The organism is Alcaligenes sp. GW821-FHT11D07, assembly GCF_058808495.1.
The window spans coordinates 971107-984325 of the sequence record NZ_JBXART010000001.1 but is presented as its reverse complement, the minus strand read 5'-3'; the positions used below and the strand labels follow the sequence as shown (position 1 = coordinate 984325).

16 protein-coding genes are annotated in these 13219 nt (G+C 53.8%); 8 read left to right on the top strand and 8 right to left on the bottom strand.

Features of this window, described 5'->3' with window-relative positions; genetic code table 11:
* Positions 1-73: 73 nt before the first annotated feature.
* On the bottom strand, positions 74-535 hold the full coding sequence (locus tag AC1RSM_RS04520; RefSeq protein WP_492929884.1) for a GNAT family N-acetyltransferase: 462 nt from the start codon (positions 533-535) through the stop codon (positions 74-76).
* Between the two features lie 80 nt (positions 536-615).
* Positions 616-1740, bottom strand: coding sequence for a site-specific integrase (locus tag AC1RSM_RS04515; RefSeq protein ID WP_492929882.1), 1125 nt, complete (start codon positions 1738-1740; stop codon positions 616-618).
* 270 nt (positions 1741-2010) lie between these two features.
* Between AC1RSM_RS04515 and AC1RSM_RS04510 the strand changes: the two genes are divergently transcribed.
* Entirely contained in the window at positions 2011-2376 is a 366-nt protein-coding gene (locus AC1RSM_RS04510; RefSeq protein WP_492929880.1) for an SH3 domain-containing protein, read from the top strand.
* 123 nt (positions 2377-2499) lie between these two features.
* Here AC1RSM_RS04510 and AC1RSM_RS04505 read toward each other — a convergent pair whose 3' ends face one another.
* Positions 2500-3084 carry a hypothetical protein gene (locus tag AC1RSM_RS04505; RefSeq protein WP_492929878.1) on the bottom strand — a complete coding sequence of 195 codons (585 nt, stop codon included), beginning with the start codon at positions 3082-3084 and terminating at the stop codon, positions 2500-2502.
* Between the two features lie 214 nt (positions 3085-3298).
* On the opposite strand from AC1RSM_RS04505, the gene AC1RSM_RS04500 reads away from it, so the two are divergent.
* Genes AC1RSM_RS04500 through AC1RSM_RS04490 form a run of 3 tightly spaced genes read left to right on the top strand, consistent with a single transcriptional unit; the run spans position 3299 to position 5056 of the window.
* Positions 3299-3865, top strand: coding sequence for a cytochrome b (locus AC1RSM_RS04500; protein WP_492929876.1), 567 nt, complete (start codon positions 3299-3301; stop codon positions 3863-3865).
* Positions 3865-4428 carry a YceI family protein gene (locus AC1RSM_RS04495; protein WP_492929874.1) on the top strand — a complete coding sequence of 188 codons (564 nt, stop codon included), beginning with the start codon at positions 3865-3867 and terminating at the stop codon, positions 4426-4428. The genes AC1RSM_RS04500 and AC1RSM_RS04495 overlap by 1 nt, the downstream gene beginning before the upstream one ends.
* A 55-nt stretch (positions 4429-4483) precedes the next feature.
* On the top strand, positions 4484-5056 hold the full coding sequence (locus tag AC1RSM_RS04490; protein ID WP_492929872.1) for a YceI family protein: 573 nt from the start codon (positions 4484-4486) through the stop codon (positions 5054-5056).
* Positions 5057-5089: 33 nt separating this feature from the next.
* Here the strand turns inward: AC1RSM_RS04490 and arsC are convergent, their stop codons facing one another.
* Complete coding sequence (gene arsC, locus AC1RSM_RS04485; RefSeq protein WP_492929870.1) at positions 5090-5434, bottom strand: arsenate reductase (glutaredoxin); 345 nt, start codon at positions 5432-5434, stop codon at positions 5090-5092.
* A 122-nt stretch (positions 5435-5556) separates the two neighbouring features.
* On the opposite strand from arsC, the gene AC1RSM_RS04480 reads away from it, so the two are divergent.
* From AC1RSM_RS04480 to AC1RSM_RS04470, 3 genes are all read left to right on the top strand, one after another.
* Positions 5557-6255: a glutathione binding-like protein gene (locus AC1RSM_RS04480; protein ID WP_492929868.1), complete on the top strand. Its 699-nt coding sequence runs from the start codon at positions 5557-5559 to the stop codon at positions 6253-6255.
* Between the two features lie 12 nt (positions 6256-6267).
* Positions 6268-7062, top strand: coding sequence for an RsiV family protein (locus AC1RSM_RS04475; RefSeq protein ID WP_492929866.1), 795 nt, complete (start codon positions 6268-6270; stop codon positions 7060-7062).
* 62 nt (positions 7063-7124) lie between these two features.
* On the top strand, positions 7125-7955 hold the full coding sequence (locus AC1RSM_RS04470) for a DUF2789 family protein (RefSeq protein WP_492929864.1): 831 nt from the start codon (positions 7125-7127) through the stop codon (positions 7953-7955).
* 59 nt (positions 7956-8014) lie between these two features.
* On the opposite strand, the gene AC1RSM_RS04465 is transcribed toward AC1RSM_RS04470, so the two are convergent.
* The 3 genes from AC1RSM_RS04465 to holB form a co-directional block, all read right to left on the bottom strand.
* Positions 8015-8902 carry an ankyrin repeat domain-containing protein gene (locus AC1RSM_RS04465; protein ID WP_492929863.1) on the bottom strand — a complete coding sequence of 296 codons (888 nt, stop codon included), beginning with the start codon at positions 8900-8902 and terminating at the stop codon, positions 8015-8017.
* A 349-nt stretch (positions 8903-9251) separates the two neighbouring features.
* A complete protein-coding gene (locus AC1RSM_RS04460; RefSeq protein ID WP_492929861.1) occupies positions 9252-10022 on the bottom strand; it encodes a TatD family hydrolase in 771 nt (256 codons plus the stop codon).
* Between the two features lie 17 nt (positions 10023-10039).
* Positions 10040-11089: a DNA polymerase III subunit delta' gene (gene holB, locus AC1RSM_RS04455; protein ID WP_492929859.1), complete on the bottom strand. Its 1050-nt coding sequence runs from the start codon at positions 11087-11089 to the stop codon at positions 10040-10042.
* Between the two features lie 136 nt (positions 11090-11225).
* Here holB and AC1RSM_RS04450 point away from each other — a divergent pair, with 136 nt between their 5' ends.
* A complete protein-coding gene (locus AC1RSM_RS04450) occupies positions 11226-12035 on the top strand; it encodes a deoxynucleotide monophosphate kinase family protein (RefSeq protein ID WP_492929857.1) in 810 nt (269 codons plus the stop codon).
* An 85-nt stretch (positions 12036-12120) separates the two neighbouring features.
* Here the strand turns inward: AC1RSM_RS04450 and mltG are convergent, their stop codons facing one another.
* On the bottom strand, positions 12121-13128 hold the full coding sequence (gene mltG / locus AC1RSM_RS04445) for an endolytic transglycosylase MltG (protein WP_492929855.1): 1008 nt from the start codon (positions 13126-13128) through the stop codon (positions 12121-12123).
* Positions 13129-13219: the final 91 nt, after the last annotated feature.

The following is a 13219-nucleotide window of genomic DNA, read 5'->3' as shown; positions in this document are numbered from 1 at the left end:
GCAGAATTATTTTCATAACCCAAAGACAAAACCCGATGACACAGTGGCGTAGATTTCTAAAAAAGAGGCTGTCTTACAGGGTAAGTTTGAAACCCTTGTGACTAGCCGTAAAACCCAGTTGCTCGTAAAACCGATGTGCATCGGTTCGCGCCATATCCGAGGTCAACTGCACAAGTCGACATTGGCGCTGACGGCATTGCTCTACCGCCCACTGGATCATCAAGCGCCCCAATCCCGAACCACGAGCGGAACTGGCGATGCGCACGGACTCGATTTCCCCACGCCAGGCACCTTGGTGCGACAGACCAGGCATATAAGTAATCTGCAAGGTTCCTACCACTGAGCCATTCAGCTCTACAACGGCCAGATACTGGTTCGGATCCGCCTCTATCGCTGCAAATGCGTCCAGATAGGACTGAGCCAAAGGCAAGCTGGTGTTTTCACGCTTCTGACCCAGAATATCGTCCGCCAACATGGCCACAATCGCTTCCAGATCTGCTGCTACAGCACGACGAAAAACAGGTGTAGACGCCACTTCAAACTCCTCATCAATGAATAGACGAAATAGACCTGAAATTATGCCTCCGGTAGCTGACTAATCTGTGACTAGCCCCTTCATCCCGACTGCGTATTCTCTGTAATTGCGGGGTTGTCGGGTGTTTTCTGTGCATACAGCCACGCCAACCAGGACGCTTGCAGACGCCATGCGCTGGCAGCACCCGGGGCGTAGCCCATGATCTCCTCAATTTCGGGCAGAGAAAAACCGCGTTCGATCAAGCCCGCACCAAAGGTGTTGCGCAGCCGTTGAGGTGTCATTAAAAGATCCATCTGCTTTATGCCCCATTTGCTGACGATACGGGCCAGCGTAGCGGGATTCATCTGCGCTTGGGGCCGAGCAGCACTGATCTGACGGCTGCCGGGAAAGACTCGGCTATCTTTTGCCCAGGCTGAAGCGTCTTCGGCTCCACTAAAGATTAACCAGCTACGCAAGATGCCTTCACACCAAACTGGCACGACGACCTCACGTTTTGCCGCGCCAGCCAGCTTGAGTAGGACAGTGCCGTCACGCCAGTGGGCTGATTCTTCGTCATCTGCTTCATCTGTTTCTGTGGGTTCTGCTGTACGTTTGGCTAGGCCTATCGCGGAAGGGTGCAACTGGCCCAACTCCACCGGTCGCAAACCTGTGCCCAGCATCACGGCCACAATTGTCATATCACGATATTCCCGCCAGCGGGCAGCGATGGTCATATCACTGGCCATTTCAAGCACCCGCAGTCGGGTGCGTAGGGCCTTGATCGTGGCAAGGCATTGATCTACAGAAAGAAATTGGGTGGCTTGATTATCGGGGGCCTGGCGCCAGTTTTCCTTGAAGGGGTCGTTGATGGCGGGGGCCAGCGCGGGGTTTTCTGATCGACCATCCTGACGGCAAAGCTCTTCGTAGGCACGGGCAATTACTTGCTGATAGCGTTCGCGCTGGGGTCGACGGACCTCATTCAGATTGCTTAAAAACTCCCGAATATCAACAGGCTTGATCTGCGTGTACTGTTTTTTGTGATCTTGCAGCGCCTGCAAAAACCGTCGCCATAAGGTGCGATAAACGCGCTGGGTGCTGGGTGCCATGGGCGGTCGCTGGTGCTGCAACCAGGTGTCAAACAAGGCCTCTGCCGAGATATCCACGGCCTGCGAGCCTAAAATTGGCAAGTCGAACTGCCCTTCTTCTCGTGTAGACCGTTTTTTCATTTTGTCCTCGTCTTTTCCGTTAATTGCATTTTATGTGATGAGTAGACTGATCCGCAAGGTGCTGATGCTATGTCACAAGGCATGAGTTTGGGGATGAGCGCCATGTCTGCAATGAGGACGACAACACGGACAACGAGTGCCACGGATGCTTAGGCTCCAGCGCTAAGACGACATCTACTAAAGACCTACTTATTATGCAGTTCGGTCCCCAAGCTGAGACCTATGGCTTTTACAATAAAGCCCCTTTGACACTGCTTTGCATCCACAGCCATGATCTACCTCGTCACAGAGTCTCATCGTTCTGAATACCCTGATCCACTCACGCTCAAACGTGGTGAGCTGCTAAGCATTGGGGAGCTCTATCAAGGCCCTGAAAACTGGGAAAACTGGATTTATTGCTCGACCCAAACTCACTCTGGCGGCTGGGTGCCCGAGCAAATCATTGAACGCCTGGCTGAGGGCAACGCCGGACGAGCGCGGGAGGACTATAGCGCTCAAGAAATGGATGTCGATCCGGCACAAGTGCTAGAAGGCGACCGAATATTGAATGGCTGGTGCTGGTGTCTGCGCCCCCAAGATGGAGCCCAAGGTTGGGTGCCTCTGAGTCATCTGGCTCCCCTTCCCTCTCAGCCCTAGCCTGCCTCACCGTGAGCACCTACGTAATCACAAACCGGCAGTGTCGTGAATCCACAGGCTCTGCCGACCAAAGCACTTTTCGGAGATCAGACAATAAGCTGTGAGACCCACGGCCGCCAAAAGCTATCTGTACAAATTCTGGTGAATCCAGCCTTTGTTAGTCAAAATCATCCGGGCTTGACCTTGTACTTCAGGAACAATCAAGGCTTCTAGATCCTCATAGCTATCCAGCACTGCCCGGTCTTTGATCCAAGCGGCTGCATCCGCCAAGTGATAAACATAGTTGACTTGGCTGAGAGTAAAACCACCTGAGCTGGCCGGCTCCGTAAACGATACAACTCGATCTAGAACAAGGCGTCCGGTACAAAAAGCGTCATGCTCACCTTTGCTCTGCTCTGAGCTCCCCCGGCGTAGATAAGGCTGAGCACTGGATTCGAGCTCATAACGTGGCGCGTCGGCAGAACCCACATTGCGCAGTAGGCCTGTCTTTGCCAAAGCAGCGAGACGCGCCCTGTCCTGAACTATCAAGGCCGAGTCGTGCTCGGCCTGATACGGATAGACCCGGCCCGGTATGCCCACACACAAACCATCGCGCGTATCCAGATAGGACTGAATAGCCGTGCTGAAATTGTTCTCATCGGCCTGTTTAGACCCCTGGCACGCTGCCAGCAAACCCGCCATCGCGACGGCCAACACGGTTTTCCACATACGGACTTCCTTCCAAACAGCCAAAGACCGAGTGTAGCCCGCCCCCACCCGCTGCTAAAAGCCCCCACGTGAAAACAGCAATAAAACGGTCAGCAGGCAGATCTTTGCCTTGATTACCCTTCATTTTTGCATCACAGCGTTTCAAAATCGGGGCTTTTAGGATGCTTACAAACAGGTTAAAGTGCCTTGGCTTCGTAAATGAAAGGCATTATCAATGAGCACCTCCCCCCTTCCAGTGACCCGTGAACGCTACACACGGGTAGCACGCAGCTTGCACTGGCTGATGGCATTAGCCCTGATTGGATTAGTTATCGTGGGCTACACGATGAAAACGCTTCCCTTGTCTCCCTTGAAGCTGCAGGTTTACTCCTGGCACAAGTGGATAGGCATTTCCTTATTGTTCTTGCTGATCTTGCGGCTGAGCTGGCGTTTATTCAATCGCCCCCCCTCACTGCCATCGAGCATGACTCCATTTACGCGCGCTCTGGCCCACGGCGGTCATGCCGCCCTGTACCTCTTGATGGCCGCCATCCCCCTGACGGGCTGGTTGATGAGTTCGGCCAAAGGCTTTCAGACAGTGTGGTTCGGCGTCCTGCCTCTGCCTGATCTGGTCGCCAAGAACAAACCTTTAGGCGAATTACTGGTCCAAGTTCACATTACCTTGAACTACATCCTGATCGCGATGGTCAGCCTGCACATTTTGGCGGCCCTCAAGCATCAGTTTATTGACCGTGACGGCCTGCTAAGCCGCATCACTTTTTCTTTAGGAAAGACCAAATAATGAGCAAATCTGTCTTGCTGTCCCTTGTGATCGGTACGCTGGGTATGGCCACGTCCCTGTCGGCCCATGCCAAAAGCTACCAGGCGCTGGACGCTCAAAATAGCGAGATCGGCTTTCAGTATTCCCAAATGGGCGTCAAGCTGGATGGTCAGTTCCGCAAATTTGAAGGCGAGTTAAATTTTGATCCCGACGCCCTGGACAAATCCAAGGTGGTCTTGAAAGTAGCCTTGGATAGCGTCGATACCGGCTCGGATGAAGCCGACGACGAATTACAGGATGAGCGCTGGTTCGATATTGACGCGCATCCCCAAGCTGTTTTCAGCTCCCAGAGTTTTCGCGCTATCGATGCTCAGCAATATGAAGTGCAAGGTGTCTTGCAAATCAAAGGCCGTGAGCAGCCTGTCACCGTAATGGCCAAGATGGCCCCTGAAGGCGATAAGGCCACCTTCTCCGGTGCTTTCGAAATTAAACGTGGCGACTTTGCGATTGGTGAAGGCTCTTGGTCCAGCTATGACATCGTGGCCAACGAGATCACCGTCAACTTCAAGATTGATGCGAAATAAGCAACTGCCTCAGCGCGCCCCTCTTTCCTCCCCGCATAACAAGGATTACCCCCTCATGATCAAGCCAGTGATTGCCCTGTCCGCCAGTTTTTTGTTTGCTTTTGCTGCCCAGGCGGCTCCAGTCACCTATCAGGTTGAACCCAGCCACACCTTCGTTCACTTTAGCTACAAGCACCTGGGCTTGAGCACGCAAAGCCAACGTTTTGACAAGGCCCAAGGTACCGTCACCCTGGACCAGGAAGCCAAAACCGGCAGCATCGACATGAAAGTCGATACCCGTTCGGTCAGCACCGGCTTTCCCCTGTTCAACGAACATATCCAGGGCAAGGATCACTTCAATACAGAAAAATTCCCTGAAGCCAGCTTTGTGTCCAAAGACATTCAGTTTGATGGTGACAAACCAGTCTCGGCCAAAGGCGAGCTGACCATCAAGGGCATCACCAAGCCAGTGACCATGACGATCGAATCTTTCTTGACCATGCCTAAGCACCCCATGATGAACAAGCCAGCCCTGGGCGCGGACGGCAAGATTCAGATCAAGCGCAGCGACTTTGACATGGGCGCTAACGTGCCTTACGTGGGCGACGAAGTCACCATTACGATTGCATTGGAAGCCATCGCCCAGTAAAAGCTGCTGCGCGATTCGCTCAGGCAGTTCTGGTCAAAGAATTTCCTGAACGACTTCCAGGGGACGCGCCAGACGCGTCCCTTTTTCTGTCACCACAATGGGACGGTTCAGCAAAATAGGATGGGCTTCAATCGCCGCCAGCAGATCCTCGTCGCTCAGATCGGGGTTGCCCAGATTCAGTTCGCTGTAAATAGCCTCTTTGCTGCGCATGGCCTGGCGTACTGTCAAACCCGTTGCCGCAATCAAGGCCTTCAATTCACGACGAGACAAAGGCGTTTTCAGATACTCAATGATCTCGGGCTCCAAGCCCTTTTCCTGCATCATGGCCAAGGCGTTGCGCGAAGTGCTGCAGCGCGGATTATGATAGATTTTGCTCATAACAGTCTTTGACTTCCTATAAACCGTATTCAGGCGAACAATAGTAGCCCAGCGCTGCTGGATACGTCATCTTGGTATCTCGCCACGGACAGGCCAGAGTCTTCACTTAGCAAGGAGAACGCATGATCGACCTGTATTACTGGACCACTCCCAACGGACATAAAATCACCATGTTCCTGGAAGAGTCCGGTCTGCCCTACTCCATTCATCCCATCAATATCGGCCAGGGCGATCAATTCAAACCTGAATTTCTGCGTATCGCCCCCAATAACCGCATTCCCGCCATTGTTGATCAGGCCCCGCAAGATGGCGGTGAGCCTATCGCCCTGTTTGAATCCGGAGCCATCTTGCAGTATCTGGCTGAAAAGACTGGCCAGTTCCTGTCTGCAGATCTGCGCATCCGTACCGAGACCTTGCAATGGCTGTACTGGCAAATGGGCGGACTAGGCCCTATGGCCGGTCAAAATCATCACTTTTCTGTCTACGCCCCCGTCAAGATTGACTATGCCATCGACCGCTACGTGCGCGAGACAGGCCGCCTCTACGGCGTGCTGAACAAGCACCTGGAGCAGCGCGACTTTATCGCCGGCGACTACTCTGTTGCCGACATGGCCAGTTACCCCTGGATCGTGTCGCATCAACGCCAGCAACAGAACCTGGACGACTTCCCGCATTTGAAGCGCTGGTACCAAAGTATTGCCGAACGCCCAGCCACCCAACGCGCTTATGCCTTGGTAGAACAAATCAATCCCGGATCCCCCGCTCATGACGACAAGGCTCGTCAGATTCTCTTTGGGCAAGATTCCAAAACTATCCGATAGGACTACGACTCCATGACTTTACAGCGCCCCTATCAGTTATTGCTCCTGAGCCTGACAGCCTTGGCTTTGTCCGCCTGCTCCAGCACGCCTAGCTCCAACATTTCCCTAATTCCCACCCAGACCCAAGACCAGACCGAAAAAGACGGTGTCTTTACCCAGCCTCTTAACTACAAACATGTCAAACCCGGTTGTACGGGCGAATGCCCCCGTCTGGAGGTCCAATCCCTGATCTTCCCCGGCAACGCCGAGCTGACCAAGCTGGTGGACGAAGGTCTGGCCAATATGACCATCATTTCGGAACGCCACCCCGGCTATCGCGGCTTGAAGGAATTCGAGAACTACTACTGGGCGACAGCCAATAATCGGGATGAGGTTCAACTGTCTGCGCGTGCCCGCTACCGCAACCGCGATCTGACCGTGCTTGAGCTGAGCTCCGGCATCTATATGACCGGTGCGGCGCATGGTATTACGGCGACGCAATTCATTAACTGGGACAACCGCCTAAAGACCGCCCTGCCCCTGGACCGGATTATTGCCCCTGGCAAGATCAAACCTTTCCAGGACCTAGTCCGTCAGGCGCACAACACCTGGGTGTCCAGTTTGAGCGAAGCACGTGAAGACCGTGCTGCTTGGGATCGCATGTGGCCGTTCCAGCCCGCTGAAAATATCGCGCTGACGGATCAAGGCTTGCTGATCAAGTACAACCCCTACGAAGTCGCCCCTTACTCGTTCGGCCAACCCGAGTTGCTCCTGCCCTATACGCAGCTACAGGGTATTTTGCGCAATGAGTATCTGCCAGCGAATTAAGTCGTTCGATCACACGCCTAGCTCAACTCCCTCTTATTTTTCCTACAGGCTTTGATACCACCATGTCCGATAACTTGTTTCGCTTCCATGACCTGTTTGCCCAGTTGGGCCTGCCTAACTCGCCAGAGGCGATTGCCAGTTTCCTGGAAAAACACCGCCCTTTACCCAATGATGTCTTGCTGGCTGACGCCCCCTTCTGGGACGCCTCTCAAGCCGAGTTCATTCGGGAAAAACGATTGCAAGACTCCCCTGAATGGATTCAGGTCATTGACCAGCTAAGCGAAGCCTTAAGACAGGCATCCGGTGTGGTGAATCTGTCCGCATGTCGCGTGTTGGCCTTGTCGGGCAGTCTGCGCAGCAGCTCTTTCAATACCGCTCTGGCTCACGCCGCACAAACTTTGGCGCCCGAGGGGATGGTCATTGAGGTCGCTACCCTGCACGGCATCCCCCTGTACGACGGTGACCTGGAAAGCGAAGAAGGGATTCCTCAGGCGGTGTTGGACCTGAAGGAACAGATTCTGAATGCCGATGCCCTGCTGCTGGTAACCCCTGAGTACAACAATGGTGTACCCGGCGTATTCAAAAACGGCATTGACTGGCTGTCCCGCACTGACAAAGAAGCGATTTTCTCCGGACGCCTTACCGGCATGATCGGGGCTTCCATGGGTGGTTTTGGGACTATTTGCTCGCAAGCCGCCTGGCTGCCTACCTTGAAGATGTTGGGTATGTCGCTCTATACCGGGGGCTCTTTGCTGGTTTCCCGGGCACAAAACTCTTTTGATGCCCAGGGCAAGCTGCAAGATGAGACTATCCAGAAACTGCTGAGCGCCTATCTGCAAGGGTTTCAAAGCTTTGTGCATGCCAGCCATGTGGCTCAGGCGAAAGCAAACTAAATCCTAGTTGCCGCAATCATAAAAAAGGAGCCTTTAAGGCTCCTTTTCTTCTGGCCTGCTTAAGGCTGTACAGGCTTGTCAAAGCGATCCAGATCGAAATAGCGGCTGCTACTGCTGGAGGCAGCAGGTTCAGTGCTTTCCACCGCTGGTGCTGGCGCAGGCTCTACCGTTACCGTCTGCACCCGATTCAAATCCACTGGTTCAGGCCGTTCAGACACACCATAGGTTTGGACGGAGTTTTGAGTATTGCTTCCAGCAGTATTCACAGAGCCCGCCTTGCGCGCGACTGCCTGATCCAGATAGCTAGCCAGTTGCTCGTGATTAGCCGAGCGGGCCCAATCGGCTGGGCTCAAACCTTGGGCATTTTGCATTTTGGGGTCCGCCCCCGCGGCCAATAACAAATCGACCACGGCACGTTTGCCAGAGAGTGCCGCCATCATCAAGGGGCTAGTGCCGTCCGGCGAGGGGGCATTCACAATGGCTTTTTGTGACAGCAAATAACGCACCGTGTCCTCGTGCCCTTTAGAAGCGGCGTAATGCAATGGCGACCAGCCTACCCGATTCACCTGCCCACCGCGGGCCTGCAAAGCACGCAAGCGATCTGTCTCCCCCATCAGGGCTAGATACATCATGGGGGTTTCACGGGACTGATTTTCAATATTCACATCGGTACGGCGGTTAGCCAACAAGGCATCTACCACTTTCCAGGATTGGCTACGCATGGCCAGCATCAGGGAAGGATTGCCCTGGGAGTCCACTGCATTGGGATTGGCCCCGCGTATGAACTCCTGCTCGATGATATTGGGCCTGTCATTTTCCAGAGCTAAATACCAATTACGGCTTTCCAGCGCAGGTCCCTGAGCCGAAACGGGATCTGCCGCCCAGGCAGCAAGAGGGAACACCATAGAAAGGATGATCGAACCAACTATTTTTTTCTTACTATTCATAAACTTGCATCCTTTTTATCAAGCGTTTTATCACGTTGAAAATAGCCCTGAACAGGCTAGCTTTAACAGGTCCTAAAAAGACAGATACACACCCAAAACACCTAGAAATTTATTTAACATCAAGCTCTAAGCAACTGTTTTATAACAACAATCACCAAAAAGAATAGTACTAAGCAGATATCAAATGATCATGAAAATAGCATTAAAAAACCAAAATACTATTTAAAAACATCGACTTAACTGTGACTTCCAACAAACAACTTTAAGATTAAGGGCTAGTCCGTACTTAGCAACAAAGTCGCAGAAATCGCACTAATTATGCTGCGCAGAAGCTATAAATAAGATGAACTTAAAGTCGTACCTTATTGAATAATTTGAAGAAATTCTCTGTACTTGCCTCTTCCACTTCTTTCACAGAGATTCCACGCAGCTCTGCAATCTTCTCGGCCACATGAATGACCAAAGACGGGTTGTTTGTCTTGCCTCGGTAAGGAACGGGCGCCAAAAAGGGCGAATCTGTCTCGATCAACAGTCTGTCCAAAGGAACGCGCTGAGCCACCTCTTGCAGCTGGACCGCACTCTTGAACGTCACTATCCCCGAGAACGAAATATAGAAGTTCAACTCCATCGCCGCCTGCGCAACTTCCCAGGTTTCGGTAAAGCAATGCATAACGCCCCCGGCAACCTGGGCTTGCTCTTCACGCATGATGGCAATAGTGTCTTCGCTGGCCGAGCGGGTATGAATAATCAAGGGCAAACCTGATTCTCGGCTGGCACGAATGTGGGTTCGAAAACGCTCACGCTGCCAGTCCAAGGGTTCTTGCAAGCGATAGTAGTCCAGACCGGTTTCACCTATCGCTACCACTTTAGGGTCTCGCGCATGCTCCAGCAGTTCCTGCACGCTGGGTTCGGTCACTTTCTCGTAGTCGGGATGCACCCCCACCGACGCAAACAAATGCGCATGAGGACGCACCAGGTCCATCAAACCGGGCCAGTCGTCCATATCCACGCTGACCACCAGCGCACAGCCCACTTGGTTCTGGCGCATCTTGTTCAGGATATCGTCCAGATTTTTAGCCAGATCGGGGAAATTAAGATGGCAATGCGAGTCAACAAACATGATTAGACGGTACTTTTTTAAACACGACGACATGCCTGGTGCAAGCGATCCAGTGCATGATGAATAAATAATTTAGCATTGAGCGGATGGTTACCCAGCGACTTTTGCTGTACCAACCACTTCAGTGCCTCGGTGACAGCTGCCGGATTAGACTGAGCGGCCAGGGCATCAATACGACTTTGCAAGGACGGATAGTAACGCGCTGTCTGGCCAAAGCCGCCTAACTGAATGTCCACGAAAAGACGCTGCCAATAGTCAACCCACTCCTGCACGGGCAACTTCTCCAGGGTATCCGCCAAGGATAGGTCCGCTTCCCGCCCAGCACGCAGCACACCATCCATCCAGGCGCTTAGCCACTCCGGGCACGGTGCGCCCATCTGCTGGCTGGCACTTAAAGCTTTTAACGGTGCCCCACCCCAAGCGGCCAACCAATCCGAAGCCTGATCCAAGCCCTGTTCTTGCAGCCATTGGGTAGATTGCTGGGCATTGGGAGCAGGCAAAGGCAGGCGTCGGCAACGCGAAACCAGCGTGGGCAAGAGACGGTCCGGCGCATCGGCCACCAGCAAGAACACGGTGCGATCCGCCGGCTCTTCCAACACTTTCAGCAAGGCATTTGCGGAAACCAGATTCAAAGCTTGTGCCGGATACAAAACAGCGACCCGCCAGCCGCCTCTATGAGTTCCCGTATTGAACCAATGCTGCAACTGGCGCAATTGCTCCACACGGATTTCCCGCGAGGGGTTTTTACGAGCAGCCGCATCTTTGGCCAAATCCCCGTCCTGCGTATCAGGCCCTTGCTCTTCCAAGGCCACGGCATCCGGTCGCAACAAGCGCAAGTCCGGGTGATTCCCCCCCCGCACCCACTGACAGGCCTGGCATTGGCCACAAGCCAAGCCATCAATAGGCTGGTCACACAGCAAACTGGCTGCGGCCGCACGAGCAAACTGCGTCTTGCCGATGCCAGGCAAACCATGGATCAGCCAGGCATGGGCAAAACGATCCTTATTTCCCAGCCATGCTTGGGCAGTCTCGATTTGCCAGGGAAGAAAAGTCAAACTATCAGACACCGTATTGCCTCAACGTTGTACATCACAAGGTCTGATTCAGGTGAGTGCAGCCAGAGACTCGCACCGCCTTGAACAGCTCAGCGCACATTGTAATATGAACCGGTAAAATGCCTGCTCCACCACTTAGGATGATGAAGTGAGTTTACTTATCGGGCTGGCCGCCAAAGCGCGCTCAGGCAAAGACACCGTCGCCAGTCTCTTGCTGGCACACAACCCCCTGCTGGCGGCTTATGCACTGGCTGACCCCGTGAAAATGGGGTGTGAAGTGCTGTTTGGGCTCAGTCCAGCCCAAGCCTGGACCGATGACAGCTTGAAAGAAGTTCCGATCCCGCTCTGGCAACGTTCGCCTCGCCAATGCTTTCAATTGGTAGGTACGGACTGGATGCGGCAGCGTGACCCCGACCACTGGCTACGTCGCGCCCAGCATGTACTGGAATTCGGCCCTGGCGCCACCTTATTGGGTAAAACACAGGACCACTCCGTGTGGTCTTTGGCTCTGGCAGCGATTTACGGTATGGCACCCACCCGCCTCGATGATCCCCAAGCCGATCACATAGATGCTTTTTGGGGGTTGAGCCCCCGCCAGGCAGCCGAGCACTTGCGCCAGCAAGTTCTGGCCACTTACCCAGACTACGAACAACGCCGCCAGGCCCTGCCTTTGAGCCCGCCCAGCCACCAGCTACCTGATATGAGCCAGGCTCGCTGCCTGCTGATCAAAGACATCCGTTATGAAAACGAAGCCGATTTCATCCGACAAAATGGTGGCGAGATCTGGCATATCGAGCGTCCCGGCAATCCGGTCATCAGCCAGCACTCCTCTGAATGGGGCATCAAACGCGTTGCGCAGGATCAGTTGATTCTGAATAATGCAGGCCTGCCAGAGTTGGCTGCTCAAGTGACTGATTTATGGTCCGGGTTCAAACACAGGCATCAGCTGGGCGAATAAATCTGCCGCAGCGCCTTATTCCTGGAACTGCTGTCTCTGTATCGCTTGAAAACTAACAGGCCCCTACGTAAGGGGCGTGTTAGTTTTAACGCTTCAGAATATATTTTGCGACGGCTCGATTATGAGCGGCAAGATTGGCGGAGAATTCACTGGTTCCATCACCACGCGACACAAAGTAGTAAAAATTGTGCTTTTCCGGGTGCAGGGAGGCCAGCAAAGACGCCTTACCAGGACTGGCAATCGGCGTGGGGGGCAAGCCTGCCCGTGTATAGGTATTCCAGGGGGTATCTGTGGTCAGATCCCGCTTGCGGATGCGGCCATCGTAGGCGGAGCCCATGCCGTAAATCACCGTAGGGTCGGTTTGCAAGGGCATACCTACCCGCAAACGATTCATAAACACCCCGGCAACACGCGCCCTGTCCTGACTATGACCGGTTTCGCGCTCCACAATCGAGGCCATGATCAAGGCTTCGTAAGGCGTTTTCAGGGGCAAGTCTGCGTCCCTGTCAGCCCATAGCTGCTCCAGCAACTCTTGCTGCGCCTGAAAACCGCGACGCAAGATGTCGATATCAGCTGTTCCAGGTACAAACACATAGGTATCCGGGTAGAACAGCCCTTCGGGGTGCACCGAGTCTACGCCCAGGCGCTGCAACAAATCTGCATCGCTAAGCTCATTCAAGGTCTGCCGCACCTGGGGATTGCTGGCCAACGTGTCACGAATGCGTTGGTAGGTCCACCCTTCCGGGATGGTCAGTCGCGTTTGCAGCATATTGCCGCTGGACATACGTTCCATCACCACCCAAGGGGTATCGCCGCGCACCGCTTCATACGCCCCCGCTTGCAAGGACGTATCCAAGCCCGAAAAACGGGCCATCCAGACGAACGCATCTTCCTGAATATCGATCCCCGCCTGCTGCATACTGCGAGCAATCGCGCGTGGGCCCGAACCAGCTGGCACCACATAATCGATACGGTCAGCATTCATGACCACGGGCTGCTTTTTAGCCCAATACCAGGCACCGCCCGCCGCCAAACAGGCCGCGACCAGCAAAAGGCCCAACAGGGCAGAGAGAATCTTTACAGTTTTTTTCATGCGAGGCGTATTGTAAACAGAATGAGGCGGCTTATTCTTGAATATGTGTCACAGTTGATCACCGCGCTGCGGTGCTGAGGTGATGGCCAAG

Bases quoted from the DNA above. Each gene is read 5' to 3' on its own strand.
- AC1RSM_RS04505 (WP_492929878.1), bottom strand. From the start codon at position 3,084: ATGTGGAAAACCGTGTTGGCCGTCGCGATGGCGGGTTTGCTGGCAGCG.
- mltG (WP_492929855.1), bottom strand. From the start codon at position 13,128: ATGAAAAAAACTGTAAAGATTCTCTCTGCCCTGTTGGGCCTTTTGCTG.
- AC1RSM_RS04515 (WP_492929882.1), bottom strand. From the start codon at position 1,740: ATGAAAAAACGGTCTACACGAGAAGAAGGGCAGTTCGACTTGCCAATT.
- AC1RSM_RS04500 (WP_492929876.1), top strand. From the start codon at position 3,299: ATGAGCACCTCCCCCCTTCCAGTGACCCGTGAACGCTACACACGGGTA.
- AC1RSM_RS04480 (WP_492929868.1), top strand. From the start codon at position 5,557: ATGATCGACCTGTATTACTGGACCACTCCCAACGGACATAAAATCACC.
- AC1RSM_RS04490 (WP_492929872.1), top strand. From the start codon at position 4,484: ATGATCAAGCCAGTGATTGCCCTGTCCGCCAGTTTTTTGTTTGCTTTT.
- AC1RSM_RS04465 (WP_492929863.1), bottom strand. From the start codon at position 8,902: ATGAATAGTAAGAAAAAAATAGTTGGTTCGATCATCCTTTCTATGGTG.
- AC1RSM_RS04470 (WP_492929864.1), top strand. From the start codon at position 7,125: ATGTCCGATAACTTGTTTCGCTTCCATGACCTGTTTGCCCAGTTGGGC.
- AC1RSM_RS04475 (WP_492929866.1), top strand. From the start codon at position 6,268: ATGACTTTACAGCGCCCCTATCAGTTATTGCTCCTGAGCCTGACAGCC.
- AC1RSM_RS04510 (WP_492929880.1), top strand. From the start codon at position 2,011: ATGATCTACCTCGTCACAGAGTCTCATCGTTCTGAATACCCTGATCCA.
- arsC (WP_492929870.1), bottom strand. From the start codon at position 5,434: ATGAGCAAAATCTATCATAATCCGCGCTGCAGCACTTCGCGCAACGCC.
- AC1RSM_RS04460 (WP_492929861.1), bottom strand. From the start codon at position 10,022: ATGTTTGTTGACTCGCATTGCCATCTTAATTTCCCCGATCTGGCTAAA.
- AC1RSM_RS04495 (WP_492929874.1), top strand. From the start codon at position 3,865: ATGAGCAAATCTGTCTTGCTGTCCCTTGTGATCGGTACGCTGGGTATG.